Source organism: Pseudomonas sp. (genome assembly GCF_051660785.1).
GTDB lineage: Bacteria > Pseudomonadota > Gammaproteobacteria > Pseudomonadales > Pseudomonadaceae > Aquipseudomonas.
The window spans coordinates 1-15,833 of record NZ_JBOFQE010000074.1 but is presented as its reverse complement, the minus strand read 5'-3'; the positions used below and the strand labels follow the sequence as shown (position 1 = coordinate 15,833).

The window sequence follows — 15,833 nt, the reverse complement described above, 5'->3', positions numbered from 1 at the left end:
CTGCGCAGCCGAGCGGGAGCAAGCTCCCTCGCCACAGGTTATGCGTCGCTCGGTCAATTAATTACAGTCAGTCGCGGCGCTTGAGGGTGTCGGAGGGCAATTCGCCGAACTGTTTGCGGTAGTTGTCGGAGAACCGTCCCAGGTGCAGGAAGCCGTAATCCATGGCCACCTCCGTGACGTTACGTACATTGCAGGTCGGGTCGCTCAGGCATTGGTTGATGCGCTCGAGTTTCTTCTGGCGGATGTAGTTTTGCGGTGAGGTGCCGGCGTTGCGCTCGAACAAACCGTACAGCGAACGCAGGCTCATACTTGCCTGACGCGCCAGTTCTTCACTGTCGATGTCCTGCTTGAGGTGGCGCGCGATGTAATCGGCAATCACCTCGAACGTCGCCGACGACGAGCCGAGGCTGCTGCGGATGACGTTTGTTTTCATCAGGCTGAGCATCTTGCTGACGATGATCTGTGCGTAGTGTTCCTGCACCCGGGGGCTCTGCTCGGTGGCTTCGGCCTCCTGGCAAATCATCGCCAGCAGGCCGATGAAACCTTCCAGCTCATCGAGCTGATAACGGTTTTCCAGAAACCGCACGCCCTGCCCCGGATAGCGCCAACGCTGCTCTTCGCACACCGCCTCAAACAGCCGGGTGGGGACTTTGAGGATGAATTTTTCGCAATCATCGGAGTACGTCAGATCGACCGGATCGTCAGGGTTGATCAACAGCAATTCACCCGGCGCAAAATAATGTTCCTGACCGAGACCGCGCCACAGGCAGTTGCCGCTCAGCAGCACTTGCAGGTGATAGATATTTTCCAGCGCGCCGGAGGTCACCCGCACGCTGGCGCCGTAGCTGATGCGACACAGGTCGAGGCTGGCGAATTTGCGATGATCGAGGCTGGCCAGCGGACGGCCGACCCGGGGCATGAGGATGCAGTGATTACCGACGTGCTGATTGACGTAACCCGACACCGCGTAAGGGTCGGCATGGTCGAATACTCTGCTGCGCTGACTCAACAGTTGCGCGTGCATCATCGGGTCACTCTCGTTGTTGTTATCGTGCGTCGGGTCATTCTAAGGCCGTACTTGCAGCGGTGTGTCAGTGGGCTGACATGTGGGCAATTCTGGCCCTATCGCGAGCAGGCTCACTCCTACATTTTGACCGCGTTGCCTCTGAAGAAACCCGGTCAACTGTGGGAGCGAGCCTGCTCGCGATAGGGCCATCAGCCTCAACATCAACGTTGACTGACACTCCGCTATCGCGAGCAGGCTCGCTCCCACAGGTTCAGCGGGTCGAGGTGGTCAATCCTCCAGCGCACGAACCCGTTCGTGGCGTTGCTGCTCGTCTGGTTGCGCAGAAGTCTGCAAAGTGAAATCAAAATCGATTTCGGCAAACCGCCCGCTAACACCATAGGCCGCCGCACGCTGCGGATCGTCGCTGAAGGTGATGTGCGCAATCAACTCGTCGCGGGTGGCGTAGGCGAAATCGTCGTGCAGGTATTGGTCACCATCGAGGTTGATCTGGGTGGTCAGGTGACGATGGTCCGGCGCGGAGATAAAGAAGTGAATGTGCGCCGGACGCTGCCCATGACGGCCCAGTTGATCGAGCAATTGCTGGGTCGGTCCGTCCGGCGGGCAACCGTAGCCCGACGGCACGATGCTGCGAAAACGATAGCGACCCTCGGCATCGGTGACGATGCGGCGGCGCAGGTTGAACTCAGATTGAGTGGTATCGAAATAGGAATAAGTGCCGCCCGTGTTGGCGTGCCAGACATCCACCACCGCGCCGGCCAATGGTTCGCCAGCGGTATTGCGCACCTGGCCCTGCATGAACAGGACCACACCCGGATCGACGCCATCATCGAGCCGCGCCTCACCTTCAGACAGCGGCGCACCCGCCACATACAACGGGCCTTCGATGGTCCGCGGCGTGCCACCGGCCTTCCCCGCCTGCTCGTCTTCGGCGTCCATCAGCAAGTCCAGGTAATGTTCCAGACCCAGCCCGGCCACCAGCAGACCGGCTTCCTGACGCGCGCCCAGCACATTGAGGTAATTGACGGCTTTCCAGAACTCTTCCGGGGTCACGGCCAGGTCTTCGATGATGTTCACCGAATCACGCAAAATGCGGTAGACCAAGGCTTTGACCCGAGGGTTGCCAGCGTCGTTGAGCAAGCCGCTGGCGTCTTCGAGAAACTTTTGGGCGCTGGCAGTGTGGGAAATCTTGACGTTCATTTTGGGTGGTTCCTCATCTTGTAATTATTAGCGTAGCGAACTGAACAGGCTGGGTTCAGCGGTCATCCTCGCGAATGGATGAAGGATGTCGGCACATCGCGTCGACCTCAATCGCCATGTATGGAAACAGCGGCAATTGCATCAGCAGGTCGTGCAGTTCCTGAACGCTGTCGACGTCGAAAACGCTGTAATTGGCATAGTGCCCGGCGATGCGCCACAGGTGGCGCCACTTGCCTTGCTCTTGCAGGCGCTGGGCCAGGGCTTTCTCGTCGGATTTCAGCTGGTTGGCCGTTTCAGGATTCATGTCGACCGGCAGATTCACGGTCATTTTTACGTGGAATAGCATGATGCTCTCCTCAGGCTTGATGAACGGAAATGGATGTCTTGTCGCGGCGATAAAACGCCAGGCGTTCTTCATCCAGGCTCAGGCCAAGGCCCGGTGTTTGCGGGACATGCAGCGCAAAATCGCGATAGACCAGCGGCTCGCTGAGGATGTCTTCCGTCAGCAGCAACGGGCCGAACAGCTCGGTGTCCCAAGCCAGTTTATTCAGGGTGATGAAGGCATGGGCCGAGGCTATCGTGCCGATCCCTCCTTCCAGCATAGTGCCGCCGTACAGGCCGATACCGGCGGCCTCAGCGATGGCGGCGGTGCGCAACACGGCGCGGGGACCGCCGTTTTTGGCGATCTTCAGGGCGAACACCGAAGCCGCGCCTTCGCGCGCCAGGTTGAAGGCGTCTTCCACACACTCGATGGACTCATCGGCCATGATCGGTGCCGGGCTCACGGCATTCAGCCGCGCCATGCCGCTGCGGTTGTTGCGCGAGATCGGCTGTTCGATCAGGTCGATGCCGTTGCTGCCCAGGATCCGGCAGGCGCGCAGTGCGACCGCCTCGTCCCAGGCCTGATTGACATCGACCCGCACGCTGGCGCGGTCGCCCAAGGCTTTCTTGATCGCAATGACGTGGGCCAGGTCGCGATTGACTTCGCCGGCACCGATTTTCAGTTTGAAGATCCGGTGGCGCCGCAGGTCGAGCATTTTTTCCGCTTCGGCGATGTCCTTGTCGGTGTCGCCGCTGGCCAGGGTCCATGCCACGGGCAACGCATCTCGAACCCGGCCGCCGAGCAACTCGCTGACCGGCAGGCCAAGGCGTTTGCCGTGGGCGTCGAGCAAAGCGGTTTCGATACCAGACTTGGCAAAGGTGTTGCCACGGATGCTGCGCTCCAGGCGCAACATCGCGGCGTTCACATTGCCGCTGTCCTCACCGATCAGCAGGGGCGCGAAGTGTTTGTCGATGTTGGTCTTGATGCTGTCCGGGCTTTCGTTGCCATAGGCCAGGCCACCGATGGTGGTGGACTCACCGATGCCTTCGATGCCATCGGCGCAGCGCACGCGGATGATCACCAGGGTCTGGTTCTGCATCGTGTGCATGGCCAGTTTGTGCGGGCGAATGGTCGGCAGATCGACGATGATCGTCTCGATCGATTCAATGGCAGTTGCACGCATGTCGATACCCGTCAGGTTCTTGAAGTTCTGAAATGGATTCTCGTACGGCTTTTTGCCCACGGCCAATATAGAATTGGTCTGGCTCGATACCTTAAAGGTATTCAACTGATCTTTGCCTGGAGGCCCCATGGAACTGCGTCACCTGCGGTATTTTCAGGTGTTGGCTCAAACCCTCAACTTCACCCGCGCCGCGGAGCTGCTGCACATTGCCCAGCCACCCCTGAGCCGGCAGATCCAGCAGCTGGAAGATGAACTCGGGGTGATATTGCTGGAGCGCGGTCGTCCGTTGAAGCTGACCGATGCAGGGCGATTCTTCCATGAACATTCCACCGCCCTGCTCGAACAACTGGCCAAGGTGTGCGACAACACCAAGCGCATCGGCCTGGGGGAAAAGACCTGGCTCGGTATCGGCTTTGCGCCCTCGACGCTGTATGGCGTACTGCCGGAACTGATTCGTCGTTTGCGCAGCGGCGAGCCCCTGGAGCTTGAGCTTGGGCTATCGGAAATGACCACGCTGCAACAGGTGCAGGCGCTCAAGGCCGGGCGCATCGACATCGGCTTCGGACGGATTCGCATCGACGACCCGGCGATCATTCAGACGGTATTGACCGAAGACCGGCTGGTCGCCGCCCTGCCCGCCGGCCATCCGCTGCTGGCCGGGCCGATCAGCCTTCGCCAACTGGCAACAGAGCCATTTGTGCTGTACCCCGGCAATCCACGCCCCAGCTACGCCGATCATGTGATTGCGCTGTTCGAGTCCTACGGCGTGAGCATCCACGTGGCGCAATGGACCAATGAGCTGCAGACAGCGATTGGTCTGGTGGGGGCTGGAATCGGCGTCACGCTGGTGCCCGCGTCGGTGCAGTTATTGCACCGCGACGACATTGGTTTCACGCCGTTGCTGGAAGACAACGCGACTTCACCGATCATCCTCAGCCGGCGCGTGGGTGACGTGACGCCGGGGTTGAATCATTGCTTGAAGATGATTGATGAACTGCTGCCCCGGAACCAGCCATAAGGCGATTCTGTAGCAGCTGGCGAAGCCTGCTGCTACATGGTTCCACTTCAGCCGGCGATATCGCTTTCGCCATCGCGATGTCAGCATCCCCAACAACATTTTGCTCAGGGTTTAATGCGAATCCCCATCCCAAAGCCAATTCCAGATCCCCGGCAATTTCACTGCCTCTGTACCGCTACTGACCGTACGCGCCATGGCCGCCCGTCGCAGCGCCTCCGTGTCGTCATAAAACGGCTTTTGCGCCACCCTCACCCCCGTATCGCGGGCGCTATCCAGCAGGATTTGCAGGTATTCGCGGGCATGCCGGGCGGTATACCGATTCAAGTCGTGAAAGGTCACCACCACCGGAACCACACCGTCCACCGTCGGCAATTCGCCCAGCGCAATGCGCTCGCGGACTTCGGACAGTTGCAGCAGCATGTTGGCCCGCCGCCGGGGGCTGGCGTTGAAACCCCAGATCTTGCCGTCGTTGGCGCTCAGGTCGGTCAGCAACAGATGCATGCCGTGCCGCTGGTAGGCAGCAAACACACGCTTGTCGTAATTCCAGAAAGGCGGACGCACCAGCGTGGGCGGCGTGCCGGTGATCGCGGCGATGTCGCCACTGCCTTTGCTCAGCGACTGTTCCAGCTCTTCCGGGCTGAGTGAACGGTGATTGGTGTGCGAGTGGGTCGCCGTGTGGAAACCCAGCACATGCCCTTCCGCCTGTTCCCGGTGCATGACCCCGCGCCCGATGTCGCTGTCACCGGCCCGTGGCGCGCCGGTCTGCACGAAGAACACCGCTTTAATCCCCGGTTGCACCGGGTTCTGCGCAAGGCTGTCGAGCACCGTCATGCTCGGGTTCCAGAAACTCGAGGCGCTGGGACCGTCGTCGAAGGTCAGCAGGAAGCGGATTGGTGGCTGCTCGCGCAGACGCTCTTCGGTCTGCGGGGTCAGTTCGATCGGTGCGGCGATGCAGCCAGCCAGCCCGACAGCGATGGCGAGCGCAGTGAGAACCTTGAACAGCTGTTTCATGGTTTGCCTTGGGCCAGACCGTTATGGTCATCACGTTAAACGGCAAAAACCCTTCGCCCATTTATCCATTGTCGGCCCGCAGGTGGCTGTAGGCCGAGGTTGGATCAGGGTACACAGTGTTTGGTTCCAGCGCTCACCCGCGTGGCTTACTGCGCCAGCGACTGCTGGAACGAGCTGTCGATAATCGGCGCGGTGGCCAGTGCCGCCGGCAACGCCTTGACCTTGAACAGGAAGTCCGCGGTGCTCTGCAGATCCTTTGCAGCCTGCGCGTCCACCGGGCCGACGGTCATGTGCGCCTGACGCAGCCAATGCCGCGACACGTTCTGGTCCAGGTTGGCCTTCTTCGCCCAGAGGTCGGCGTACTCGTCGGTGTGGTTGTCGACCCAGGCCCGGGCTTTTCAGCAACAGCGATTCAACAGAGTGTTTTTACCGGTGCAGCAAATCATCCCCTCAGCTACCCATCCACGTGACCGGCAGGACCCGGTGCTCGCGCAATTGAAAGCGTTGTCGTTGACCGAGGTGCAGCGTGCCCATGTGATTTGAGGGTGTCCGTAAAATCGTCTGCGCCGGCAAGCCGTGCTCCTACACTGAAAGCTCCGGCCGGAGGATTAGCCGATGTGCGGACGACTGTCGCAGTACCGTGGCATTCACGACTTTGTCGCGGTGCTGAGCATTCCCGACGCCCTGATCAACCACGTCGGGGATGAACCGCTGGCCCGCTACAACGCCGCGCCCACCACCCAGCTCGCGCTTTTGCACCTTGAGCCCGACGGGTTGCACGCCGATCCGGTGCGCTGGGGATGGCGTCCGCACTGGGCGAAGGATCGCGCGGCGCCGATCAATGCCCGCGTCGAGAAAGTCGCTCACGGCCCGTTCTTCCGGGCGATCTGGCCGCACCGGGCGATTGTGCCGATCGACAACTGGTTCGAATGGGTGGATGCCGGCGATTCGACGCGACAGCCCTGGCTGATTCGTCGACGGGATCGGGCGCCGATCTGTTGCGCGGCGATCGGCCAGTTTCCTTCGAGTGGGAGCGAGCAAAAGGAAGGCGACGGATTCGTCATCATCACGGCCGACAGCGCCGGCGGCATGCTCGACATTCATGACCGGCGGCCGGTGGTGTTGTCAGCTGAGTTGGCGCGCGAATGGCTGGACCCGGCCACGCCTAAGGAGCGCGCCGAGCAAATGGTGCTGATGCAGGGTGAAGCCAGCGAAGTGTTCGAGTGGTACAGGGTCGATAAAGCGATAGGAAACGTCAGGAACCAGGGCGCAATGTTGATTAACAAGCTTATTTAAAATGGATCCACTTTTGAGCCTAAATAGCCAAACCACATAAACGTTACACAGACTGTTTCATAATAGAAACACTTGTCGGAATGCGGCAAAATGACGCATTAACCGCTTGTCCGACAATTCATTCATCGTACATACATTTAGCAACACTACCGCTAGCATGCGCGCCGCATTTCCATCGGCAGTACCCAATTGACCAAAGAGTCAATAAACAAGGAAATCCCTAAATTTAACAAGCCTTGCAGAGAACTAAGTTGCGCGACGATCTTGTAATTAATCAAGTCAGTGGTCTGGACTGCGTGTACCTGTCATTGACAGAACGCTATCAACTGGACTGCTTTATCGGGCAATACATAAAGACCCGAAACCTGCGTTCCATCCCCAATATCAACGACGTACTGCGCTCAACCCTCGCAGCCTACTCCGGCACACCGCCGGTCATGGTCAACGAGCTGAATGCCTGGATCGACAACAAGTTGGGTTATCGGGCCTCCCACCCGGATTTTCCACCTCTGGAAGATCTCTGAAGTGATGCCCGGTTCAGTTCAGCCCACGACTGAACGAACCGGACATCGTTGCACTCTGAAGAAGAGGCCCATCAGGGCCTCTTTTTTTTCAACCCTCGTTATCTGCGCAAGAATGGCACCGCAGACTTTTTCAATGACCCATTCAAACACTGAGCCACAGACCTGCGGATTTAAGGAGGAATAAATGAGCGAACTCGTTCCCTATGCCGTGCACTATTTGCTTGACGGCGTTCGTCGGCACTTTTTCAAACTGGCTGAACAGTTCTCTGACGTGGACGCGATTCATTCGGCCTCCGCGCATGCCTTTCCGCAATCCGAGCGAAAGATCGCCGCACACACCTCCCTCGAAGCAGCGCGCTTGAGCGCTCAACAACTGGGCATCACCAAGGTTCGCTGGAATGAGGCGATCTGACAGACTCAGCCATCCCCGTTTGATCGCATAGTGCTGTTCACTCAAGCACAGCACTTCAAACACACCTGTTTTTTGTGGCGAGGGAGCTTGCTCCCGCTGGGCTGCGAAGCGGCCCCAAAATATGAAAACCATGCCGATTTTTGTGAGTGCTGCGCACTCAAGCGGGAGCAAGCTCCCTCGCCACAGGTTTTTTGCTCGACTGGAGATTGTCTTGAGCTTGATTGCGGTTGGGCATGCAGATCGTCAAGGCCTCAGCGGACGCTCTTCATCGCGGTCTGACAATTCCCGACTGTCGTCATGTTTCCAGGTCTGGGTTGAACGCCTCTGCCGCTCAAGCTCTTCTTCCGAGGGTTCATCCTCTTCTTCATCCAGGTCTGTACGCTTGGGTTCGTTAGCCATGATCACCTCTCTTCCTGAAGGATTACCCATTAAGCGTAGAACAATTTCCAAAGAGCAGTTCAAAGCCACCAGCGCAGCAAAAAGAAAAATCCCATGCTCAACAACATGCTGAGCAAGGTATTGCGGGTGTAAAGCACCAACCCCACCGCCACCAGCGAACTGATCAGGTACGGATTGTCCCACTGCAGATTCAGCTGTTTTTCCGGCATGAACACAATCGGCCCGCAGATCGCGGTCAACATCCCCGGCACGGCAAAACCGAGGAACTGCCGGGCATTGCTGCTCAAGCGCAGCGGCAGCCTGGGTTCAAGGAATACGTAGCGGTTGAGGAAGACGAGCACGCCCATCCCGATAATCACAGCCCAGACCATCATGTGCGCCCCACGTAGAATTTATTGCAGATAAAGCCTGCGGTCATGCCTGCCAGTCCCGACAGCACCAGCGCCGAACCCCAATGCCAGTAGCTGAACAATACCGAGCAAAACAGCGAGACCGCGACGCAGACCACCGTCGGAACGTTGCGCACCACCGGGGTGATCAGGGCAATAAAGGTCGCGGCGATGGAGAAGTCCAATCCGATGTGTTCGAGTCCGGGAATGCTGCTGCCCAAGACGATGCCGGCCAGCGTGAAGAGGTTCCAGGCGATGTAAAACGTCAGGCCCACGCCCAAGGCGTACCACCGGTTGAACTGCTGTTTGTCATGCTGGCTGGTCAGGGCAAACAGCTCGTCGGTAAGCAAAAAACCCAGCCCCACGCGCCAACGACCCGGCAGCGGTGAAATCACCGAGCGCATGCTCATCCCGTAGAGCAAATGCTGTGAGGTCAGTAACAGCGTGGTCAGCAAGATAGAGAAAATCCCGGCCCCGCCCTTGAGCATGCCGATGGCCACCAGTTGCGCGGCACCGGCAAACACGATGCTCGACAGCCCCTGACCCTGCAGCGGTGTGAGATTGGCCTCGATGGCCATGGACCCGGCCAGCAGCCCCCACGGCGCAGTCGCCAGGGACAACGGCATGATCGCTGCAGCGCCGCGTAGAAAGGCACTGCGCGGCATGAGTGAATTCGACATAACGCTCTACAAACAGGGAAAGTCGCCAGACTGTGCCAGCAGTTGCGTTCAATGGCTTGAACAATCTTGCGCACTTGCGCGCAACGCTCACCGAATGGCTCAGAACCGCTGCAATGAGCAAGAACCCGAGTACCATGGAACCATTCGTCTGACGCGTCAGGGAGTCGACATGCTTTACCGAATTGCCGCCGATGGGCTGGTGCTGTTTCACTTGCTGTTCATTCTGTTCGTACTGTTCGGCGGGCTGCTGGTGCTCAAATGGCGCCCCCTGATCTGGTGGCATCTGCCCGCAGCTGTCTGGGGCGTCACCGTGGAAGTCTTTCACCTGACGTGCCCGCTGACGCAATGGGAAAACCTCATGCGCGAGGCTGCCGGGCAAACCGGTTACGGCGGTGGCTTCATCGAACATTATGTCTGGCCGGTCATCTACCCGGCAGGGCTGACACCGGCGATTCAACTGGCACTGGGCAGCGTGGTGCTGGCGATCAACGCAGCGGTCTATCTTCGGCTGATCAGGCTGTGGAAGTTACGCCGGACAAACACCAGCCGAGGATAGGACATGCTGTCGATTGAAGACCTGACGTTGCTCCAGGCCATCCGTGAAACCGGCAGCCTGTCGCGGGCCGCCGCTCACTTGGGCAAAGCACCGTCGACGGTGTCCTATGCCGCGCGGCAACTGGAGGAGCGCTTCGATGCGCTGCTCTTCGATCGGCGTCGTTACCGCCTGCAACTTACCCCGGCCGGCGAGTTGCTGGTGAACGAGGCGTCGCGACTGATGCAGGATGTCACCCGGCTGACTCAACGGGTGCAACAAGTGGCCAATGGCTGGGAGAGCCGGTTGTGGATCGTCACCGACGAGTTGCTCGAGTTCGAAGCCTTGATCCCCGTCATTCACGAGTTCGATGCGCTGGAGTCCGGCGTACCGCTGCGCATTACTCACGAAGTGCTCAAAGGTGTGTGGGAAGCGCTGCGTGAAGGCCGTGCGGACTTGATCATCGGCGCCACCAATGAACCGCCGGCGATCCCCAGCCTGCGCTGGATGCAACTGGGGGAAATGGAGTGGGTGTTCGCGGTCTCGCCCAAGCACCCGCTGGCCAAGGCCAGGGAACCGATTTCACGCGCCATGGTTGCGCAGCACCGAGCGATTGTCGTGGCCGATTCGTCCCGGGCCACGGAGGGCAGCACCTATGGCGTCTCCGGCGGCCAGCCCGTGCTCGCCGTGCCGACCATGCGCGCCAAGATTCTCGCCCAGAGCGATGGCCTCGGCGTGGGCTGGCTGCCCAGGCATCGGTTCAGCGCATTACTGAGGAATGGCACACTGGTGGAAAAGCACATGGCTGATCCCCGGGAACCGAACATTCTGTACGCCGGCTGGCGCGGCGATCATGACGGTCGCGCGCTGGGCTGGTGGCTGGAAAAGCTCAAGCAATCGTACCTGTCCACAAAACTGGTCCAGGGCAGCGACCGCTTCGTCTGAATTCAGTTTGCAATGACACTCATGTTCCGCCCGCTGGCCTTGGCCACGTACAAGGCCTTGTCCGCAGCACTGACCAGGTCATCGGGTTGATCCTGCGAGGCCGGGTCGTAGGCGCAAACCCCGACACTGACGGTCACCGTGCCCTCCGGACTTTCGCTGTGTTCGATACCCGCCTGCTGAACCGCACGGCGGATTTTTTCGGCGACCAGAAACGCCCCTACATAGTCGGTGCCGGGCAGCACCACCGTAAACTCCTCGCCGCCATAACGCGCGGCCAGATCGCCGGGGCGTTTGATGTTGTGCTTGATGATCGCGCTGATGTTGCGCAAACACTCGTCCCCCGCCACGTGCCCGTAACGATCGTTGAAGCTCTTGAAGTGATCGACATCGATCATCAGCATCGCGAGGTGGGTCAGAGTGCGCCGGGCGCGGCCCATTTCCGCGAGGATGAACAGATCGAACTGACGCCGGTTGGAGAGCCCGGTCAGTGCATCTTCGAGCGCCAGCAATTCAAGGCTGCGGTTGACCTCGATCAGCTTTTCCTGGGCATCGAGCAACACACTTTGAGTGTGATTCTGCTGCTTCATGAAGCGAATCAGGCGAAAGCCCAACCCTCCCAGAAACACCAGCAGCAACAGCACGATGCCAGCGCTCAGGATGGATTCCTCGCGCCAGCCGGCCAGGACGTCCGCCTTGTCCAGTGCCGCGAAGATGATCAGCGGATAACCCTCGACCCGGCGAAACCCCACCACCCGCTCCACACCGTCCAGGTAGGACTTGACCGTCGCGGTGCCGGAATCGCCTTTGGGCAACAGTTGGCTGAACAGCGGCCCGTTGGCCAGACTGGTACCGATTTCGGTTTCCTTGAACGGTCGGCGAACGACGATGGTGGAATTGTCGGCAATCAGGTTGATCACGCCGTTATTGCCCATGTCGATGCTGTCGTAGAGCCCGAGGAAATGGTTGAGATAGATCGTTGCCAACGCCACTCCGGCGAAACTGCCATCCGGATGATTGATCCGGCGTGACACGGTCATGATCCATTCGCTGGTCGATCGACTTTTGATCGACGGTCCGATATGAGGCCCGCGATCAGGATGATCACGATGGAAGATGAAATACTCACGGTCGGAATTGTTCGCGCCCGGCACGTCCGCACCGTTGGAATTGGCGACCCAGCGTCCCTGTTCGTCGAATACGAACAGGCCATGGAGTTGAGCCAGCTCACTGCGCTGAGAACTGAGCAAGCGTCGCAACCGGGGCAATTGCCTCTGCTCCAGGCCCTCGTTTTCAACGCGGTCCACCAGGGTAAACAGCAGCGTATCGGCTTGTTTGATCGAGGACTGCGCCTGTGACGCCAGGGTCTGGGCAAGGTTGGACATTGCCACTTCTTTGTCATGCAAATGGTACTGGCGCGAGTTCCAGGCTTCCCAGATCACAATGGCCGTCATGGACAGGCACACCGCCACGAGCAGGACGACTGCGTAGCGGACCCTGAGTCGGGACTCGACCGGCTCCGGCACCCAGGGCGCAGTGGGCCGGGTGTGTTCAATTCGGTCGTTGATGGACGGATGCCCCATGACGCTCCCTGGATCGTTATGACATGGCGACTTTCCCGTTCGCCCTTTTTTGTGCCATCCAGCCTTGTCTGACGCTCGGACCGTCAGGTCCTGTCAGAGACAAGATAGGCGATTTACCAGGGTTATGACGGCTTTGTGTGCGGTTGCTGTACCGGGACCGATGTCTTCCACGCCCAAAACGTCAGTCCGTTACTTCTGCGTCTGCTTCACCGCTTCAAGCCAGGCGGGATTCAATTGCGTCTGTTCGGTGTCGAGGCTCAGCGCTTCCATCCGCACCTTGTGCTGCTCCATTTCCCTGCTCAATTGGCCATGGTCGCTGGAGTTGCCGTCCAGTTCATGCATCTGGCTCAAGCCCAGATGATAAAAACGCAGCAGCTTCATGGCCGTCGGATCACCCGCCTCCACCGCCGCCGTCACTTGATGCATCACATTGGTGATGCTCATCAGGCTGCGTTTGAGCTGCCAGCCGTACACTGCCGGCGCCATCCATGCCTGAGACCAGAACGTACCGCGCATCAACGCCGCCATCAGCAGCACCGCAACAAACACGCCGCCCACGTTAAACCGCAGGTTGTCGCCCCCGGGTTCACCGAACAGCGCCACCGCCGTGGTGGACAGCACCATCGCCAGCGCCAGGAATATCAGGGCAATAATGACCGTGCTGCGCCGCGTCTGTTGTCGAAAGCGTTCGGCGTTCATCGGCTGGATTTCGAACATCGTGACGGAGTTCCTTGCATCAATGGTAAAAGGCTCGGTGAGCGAAAAGACTGCGGGGCATTATCGCCCCTGCGCAGGATTTAGCTATGCTGGGCGCCTCTTCAACTTTTCATCTTCAATCGGGGAACATGGCGATACAGCGCAGTTCGTGCCATCTTCTTTCATGGATACATACTATTCGGATGCCATTTGCCTGTATGAATGCCATCGTTTTAAGGATCATTGAATGACCCAACGACAAGTAATCAACGCCTCTGTCAGCCCTAAAGGCAGCCTGGAAACCCTTTCTCAACGTGAAGTGCAGCAACTGAGCGAAGCCGGATCCGGCAGCACCTACACCTTATTCCGCCAGTGCGCCCTGGCCATCCTCAATACCGGCGCCCACGTAGATAACGCCAAGACCATCCTCGAAGCCTACAAGGACTTCGAAATCCGCATTCACCAGCAGGACCGCGGCGTCCGCCTGGAACTGCTGAACGCCCCGGCCGACGCCTTTGTCGACGGCGAAATGATCGCCAGCACCCGGGAAATGCTTTTCAGTGCCCTGCGCGACATCGTCTACACCGAAAACGAACTCGACGCCCAGCGCATCGACCTGAGCACTTCCCAGGGCATCAGCGACTACGTCTTCCACCTGCTGCGCAACGCCCGCACCCTGCGCCCCGGCGTCGAGCCGAAGATCGTGGTGTGCTGGGGCGGCCACTCGATCAACACCGAAGAATACAAATACACCAAGAAAGTTGGCCATGAACTAGGGCTGCGTAGCCTCGACATCTGCACCGGGTGCGGCCCCGGCGTAATGAAAGGCCCGATGAAGGGCGCGACCATCGCCCACGCCAAGCAGCGCATCCACGGCGGCCGCTACCTCGGCCTGACCGAGCCCGGCATCATCGCCGCCGAAGCGCCGAACCCGATCGTCAACGAACTGGTGATCCTGCCGGACATCGAAAAACGCCTGGAAGCCTTCGTGCGCGTGGGCCACGGCATCATCATCTTCCCGGGCGGCGCCGGCACAGCCGAAGAGTTCCTGTACCTGCTCGGCATCCTGATGCACCCGGACAACGCAGGCGTGCCCTTCCCGGTCGTCCTCACCGGGCCGAAACATGCCGCGCCGTATCTGGAACAACTGGACGCGTTCGTCGGCGCCACCTTGGGTGACGCGGCGAAAAAACACTACGAGATCATCATCGACGACCCGGCCGAAGTCGCGCGGCACATGACCCAAGGCCTCAAGGCAGTCAAACAGTTCCGCCGCGAGCGCAACGACGCATTTCATTTCAACTGGCTGCTGAAAATCGACGAAGGCTTCCAGCGCCCCTTCGACCCGACCCACGAAAACATGGCCAACCTCAAACTCAGCCGCGACCTGCCCGCCCACGAACTGGCGGCCAACCTGCGCCGCGCGTTCTCCGGCATCGTCGCCGGCAACGTCAAGGACAAGGGCATCCGCCTGATCGAAGAGCACGGGCCGTACCAGATCCGTGGCGATGCAGCGGTCATGCATCCGCTTGATCAACTGCTCAAGGCCTTCGTTGCCCAGCACCGGATGAAACTGCCGGGTGGTGCGGCTTATGTGCCGTGTTATCAGGTGGTTGCGTGATAAACGGCGCCTGACCAATACCCAATCCACTGTAGGAGCGAGCCTGCTCGCGATGGCGGAGCGTCATCCAACATTGATGTTGATTGACAAGGCCTCATCGCGAACAGGCTCGCTCCCACAGGGTTCGGTGAGCACCTGCAAGAAATTGGACTGCTGCCAGGCCGCCATCGCTGGCAGGCCAGCTCCCACAGGTTCGGTGAACATCTGCTAGAGATTGGTCGGCTGTCAGGCCGTCATCGCTGGCAAGCCAGCTCCCACAGGTTTGGTGTACATCAGCAAGAAAATGGTCGGCTGTCAGGCCGCCATCGCTGGCAGGCCAGCTCCCACAGGGGGTTGGTGTACATCAGCAAGAAATTGGACGGCTGTCAGGCCGCCGTCGCTGGCAAGCCAGCTCCCACAGGTTTGGTGTACATCAGCAAGAAAATGGTCGGCTGTCAGGCCGCCATGCTGGCAGGCCAGCTCCCACAGGTTTGGTGTACATCAGCAAGAAATTGGACGGCTGTCAGGACGCCATCGCTGGCGGGCCAGCTCCCACAGGTTTGGTGTACATCAACAAGAAAATGGTCGGCTGTCAGGCCGCCATCGCTGGCAGGCCAGCTCCCACAGGGTTCGGTGAACACCTGCAAAAGTTCGGTCGGCTGTCAGGCCGCCATCGCTGGCAGGCCAGCTCCCACAATAAATCGGCGTACGGCTTTTGCTTCTCACCACTCATCAGGCCGAGCGTTAGCTCGCCTTCAGCTTTTGATCCTGATCCACCCGCCCCGTTCGGGAGGCTGAGTGGAGGCGTTCATCCGGGGATTGGCGCGCAGCGCCGTTCGACGCAGTCGAACTCATCGCATGTAGGTGCCAGCGAAGCCAACCGGAGGGCGATGCCCCCGGATGAATGCCGGAGCGAAGGTACGCCGAGCCTAAGCGAGGGGCCGGACGCTTGGGGCGAGCCTTTTTTTGCTTACTTTTTTTTGGCGTTTGAAAAAAAAGTGAGTCGCCGTAAGGGCGAAACC

General features: G+C 59.5%; 17 protein-coding genes and 2 pseudogenes. 8 read left to right on the top strand and 11 right to left on the bottom strand.

The window, feature by feature from the left end:
* Positions 1 to 67: 67 nt before the first annotated feature.
* The 4 genes from ACRC4F_RS19555 to ACRC4F_RS19540 all read right to left on the bottom strand — a co-directional run bounded on the left by ACRC4F_RS19555 (position 68) and on the right by ACRC4F_RS19540 (position 3,729).
* On the bottom strand, positions 68 to 1,027 hold the full coding sequence (locus tag ACRC4F_RS19555; RefSeq protein ID WP_438660810.1) for an AraC family transcriptional regulator: 960 nt from the start codon (positions 1,025 to 1,027) through the stop codon (positions 68 to 70).
* Positions 1,028 to 1,294: 267 nt separating this feature from the next.
* Complete coding sequence (catA, locus tag ACRC4F_RS19550) at positions 1,295 to 2,224, bottom strand: catechol 1,2-dioxygenase (RefSeq protein ID WP_438660809.1); 930 nt, start codon at positions 2,222 to 2,224, stop codon at positions 1,295 to 1,297.
* A 55-nt stretch (positions 2,225 to 2,279) separates the two neighbouring features.
* The gene (catC, locus tag ACRC4F_RS19545; RefSeq protein WP_438660808.1) at positions 2,280 to 2,570 is read right to left on the bottom strand and encodes a muconolactone Delta-isomerase; all 291 of its coding nucleotides are present in this window, start codon (positions 2,568 to 2,570) and stop codon (positions 2,280 to 2,282) included.
* Between the two features lie 10 nt (positions 2,571 to 2,580).
* Complete coding sequence (locus ACRC4F_RS19540; RefSeq protein ID WP_438660835.1) at positions 2,581 to 3,729, bottom strand: muconate cycloisomerase family protein; 1,149 nt, start codon at positions 3,727 to 3,729, stop codon at positions 2,581 to 2,583.
* A 127-nt stretch (positions 3,730 to 3,856) separates the two neighbouring features.
* Between ACRC4F_RS19540 and ACRC4F_RS19535 the strand changes: the two genes are divergently transcribed.
* Positions 3,857 to 4,747 (top strand): LysR family transcriptional regulator, encoded by an 891-nt coding sequence (locus ACRC4F_RS19535; RefSeq protein WP_438660807.1) that lies wholly within the window; start codon positions 3,857 to 3,859, stop codon positions 4,745 to 4,747.
* A 111-nt stretch (positions 4,748 to 4,858) separates the two neighbouring features.
* Here ACRC4F_RS19535 and ACRC4F_RS19530 read toward each other — a convergent pair whose 3' ends face one another.
* Both ACRC4F_RS19530 and ACRC4F_RS19525 read right to left on the bottom strand, forming a co-directional pair.
* Positions 4,859 to 5,758: a polysaccharide deacetylase family protein gene (locus tag ACRC4F_RS19530; protein WP_438660806.1), complete on the bottom strand. Its 900-nt coding sequence runs from the start codon at positions 5,756 to 5,758 to the stop codon at positions 4,859 to 4,861.
* 146 nt (positions 5,759 to 5,904) lie between these two features.
* Positions 5,905 to 6,156 (bottom strand): annotated as a pseudogene (locus tag ACRC4F_RS19525) (ABC transporter substrate-binding protein); the annotation flags it as partial.
* Between the two features lie 58 nt (positions 6,157 to 6,214).
* Between ACRC4F_RS19525 and ACRC4F_RS19520 the strand changes: the two are divergent.
* From ACRC4F_RS19520 to ACRC4F_RS19505, 4 genes and pseudogenes are all read left to right on the top strand, one after another.
* Positions 6,215 to 6,301, top strand: a pseudogene (locus tag ACRC4F_RS19520) (ABC transporter ATP-binding protein); the annotation flags it as partial.
* A gap of 72 nt (positions 6,302 to 6,373) precedes the next feature.
* The gene (locus tag ACRC4F_RS19515; RefSeq protein WP_438660805.1) at positions 6,374 to 7,054 is read left to right on the top strand and encodes an SOS response-associated peptidase; all 681 of its coding nucleotides are present in this window, start codon (positions 6,374 to 6,376) and stop codon (positions 7,052 to 7,054) included.
* Positions 7,055 to 7,305: 251 nt separating this feature from the next.
* Entirely contained in the window at positions 7,306 to 7,578 is a 273-nt protein-coding gene (locus tag ACRC4F_RS19510) for a hypothetical protein (protein ID WP_438660804.1), read from the top strand.
* Positions 7,579 to 7,762: 184 nt separating this feature from the next.
* Positions 7,763 to 7,990 carry a DUF6555 family protein gene (locus ACRC4F_RS19505; RefSeq protein ID WP_438660803.1) on the top strand — a complete coding sequence of 76 codons (228 nt, stop codon included), beginning with the start codon at positions 7,763 to 7,765 and terminating at the stop codon, positions 7,988 to 7,990.
* Positions 7,991 to 8,233: 243 nt separating this feature from the next.
* On the opposite strand, the gene ACRC4F_RS19500 is transcribed toward ACRC4F_RS19505, so the two are convergent.
* From ACRC4F_RS19500 to ACRC4F_RS19490, 3 genes are read right to left on the bottom strand one after another with little or no spacing between them, the layout of a single operon-like run.
* On the bottom strand, positions 8,234 to 8,389 hold the full coding sequence (locus tag ACRC4F_RS19500; RefSeq protein WP_438660802.1) for a hypothetical protein: 156 nt from the start codon (positions 8,387 to 8,389) through the stop codon (positions 8,234 to 8,236).
* Between the two features lie 59 nt (positions 8,390 to 8,448).
* Positions 8,449 to 8,760 (bottom strand): AzlD domain-containing protein, encoded by a 312-nt coding sequence (locus ACRC4F_RS19495; protein WP_165557448.1) that lies wholly within the window; start codon positions 8,758 to 8,760, stop codon positions 8,449 to 8,451.
* Entirely contained in the window at positions 8,760 to 9,458 is a 699-nt protein-coding gene (locus ACRC4F_RS19490) for an AzlC family ABC transporter permease (RefSeq protein ID WP_438660801.1), read from the bottom strand. The genes ACRC4F_RS19495 and ACRC4F_RS19490 overlap by 1 nt, the downstream gene beginning before the upstream one ends.
* 169 nt (positions 9,459 to 9,627) lie before the next feature.
* On the opposite strand from ACRC4F_RS19490, the gene ACRC4F_RS19485 reads away from it, so the two are divergent.
* Both ACRC4F_RS19485 and ACRC4F_RS19480 read left to right on the top strand, forming a co-directional pair.
* Complete coding sequence (locus tag ACRC4F_RS19485; protein ID WP_438660800.1) at positions 9,628 to 10,014, top strand: DUF2784 domain-containing protein; 387 nt, start codon at positions 9,628 to 9,630, stop codon at positions 10,012 to 10,014.
* A gap of 3 nt (positions 10,015 to 10,017) precedes the next feature.
* The gene (locus tag ACRC4F_RS19480) at positions 10,018 to 10,935 is read left to right on the top strand and encodes a LysR family transcriptional regulator (protein ID WP_438660799.1); all 918 of its coding nucleotides are present in this window, start codon (positions 10,018 to 10,020) and stop codon (positions 10,933 to 10,935) included.
* A gap of 2 nt (positions 10,936 to 10,937) precedes the next feature.
* Here ACRC4F_RS19480 and ACRC4F_RS19475 read toward each other — a convergent pair whose 3' ends face one another.
* Positions 10,938 to 12,515, bottom strand: a complete 1,578-nt coding sequence (locus tag ACRC4F_RS19475; protein WP_438660798.1) for a sensor domain-containing diguanylate cyclase — start codon at positions 12,513 to 12,515, stop codon at positions 10,938 to 10,940.
* Between the two features lie 189 nt (positions 12,516 to 12,704).
* Positions 12,705 to 13,232: a DUF3087 domain-containing protein gene (locus tag ACRC4F_RS19470; protein WP_438660797.1), complete on the bottom strand. Its 528-nt coding sequence runs from the start codon at positions 13,230 to 13,232 to the stop codon at positions 12,705 to 12,707.
* 226 nt (positions 13,233 to 13,458) lie between these two features.
* On the opposite strand from ACRC4F_RS19470, the gene ppnN reads away from it, so the two are divergent.
* Positions 13,459 to 14,832, top strand: a complete 1,374-nt coding sequence (ppnN, locus tag ACRC4F_RS19465) for a nucleotide 5'-monophosphate nucleosidase PpnN (RefSeq protein ID WP_438660796.1) — start codon at positions 13,459 to 13,461, stop codon at positions 14,830 to 14,832.
* Positions 14,833 to 15,833: the final 1,001 nt, after the last annotated feature.

Bases quoted from the DNA above. Each gene is read 5' to 3' on its own strand.
- ACRC4F_RS19555 (WP_438660810.1), bottom strand. From the start codon at position 1,027: ATGATGCACGCGCAACTGTTGAGTCAGCGCAGCAGAGTATTCGACCAT.
- catA (WP_438660809.1), bottom strand. From the start codon at position 2,224: ATGAACGTCAAGATTTCCCACACTGCCAGCGCCCAAAAGTTTCTCGAA.
- catC (WP_438660808.1), bottom strand. From the start codon at position 2,570: ATGCTATTCCACGTAAAAATGACCGTGAATCTGCCGGTCGACATGAAT.
- ACRC4F_RS19540 (WP_438660835.1), bottom strand. From the start codon at position 3,729: ATGCGTGCAACTGCCATTGAATCGATCGAGACGATCATCGTCGATCTG.
- ACRC4F_RS19535 (WP_438660807.1), top strand. From the start codon at position 3,857: ATGGAACTGCGTCACCTGCGGTATTTTCAGGTGTTGGCTCAAACCCTC.
- ACRC4F_RS19530 (WP_438660806.1), bottom strand. From the start codon at position 5,758: ATGAAACAGCTGTTCAAGGTTCTCACTGCGCTCGCCATCGCTGTCGGG.
- ACRC4F_RS19515 (WP_438660805.1), top strand. From the start codon at position 6,374: ATGTGCGGACGACTGTCGCAGTACCGTGGCATTCACGACTTTGTCGCG.
- ACRC4F_RS19505 (WP_438660803.1), top strand. From the start codon at position 7,763: ATGAGCGAACTCGTTCCCTATGCCGTGCACTATTTGCTTGACGGCGTT.
- ACRC4F_RS19500 (WP_438660802.1), bottom strand. From the start codon at position 8,389: ATGGCTAACGAACCCAAGCGTACAGACCTGGATGAAGAAGAGGATGAA.
- ACRC4F_RS19495 (WP_165557448.1), bottom strand. From the start codon at position 8,760: ATGGTCTGGGCTGTGATTATCGGGATGGGCGTGCTCGTCTTCCTCAAC.
- ACRC4F_RS19490 (WP_438660801.1), bottom strand. From the start codon at position 9,458: ATGTCGAATTCACTCATGCCGCGCAGTGCCTTTCTACGCGGCGCTGCA.
- ACRC4F_RS19485 (WP_438660800.1), top strand. From the start codon at position 9,628: ATGCTTTACCGAATTGCCGCCGATGGGCTGGTGCTGTTTCACTTGCTG.
- ACRC4F_RS19480 (WP_438660799.1), top strand. From the start codon at position 10,018: ATGCTGTCGATTGAAGACCTGACGTTGCTCCAGGCCATCCGTGAAACC.
- ACRC4F_RS19475 (WP_438660798.1), bottom strand. From the start codon at position 12,515: ATGGGGCATCCGTCCATCAACGACCGAATTGAACACACCCGGCCCACT.
- ACRC4F_RS19470 (WP_438660797.1), bottom strand. From the start codon at position 13,232: ATGTTCGAAATCCAGCCGATGAACGCCGAACGCTTTCGACAACAGACG.
- ppnN (WP_438660796.1), top strand. From the start codon at position 13,459: ATGACCCAACGACAAGTAATCAACGCCTCTGTCAGCCCTAAAGGCAGC.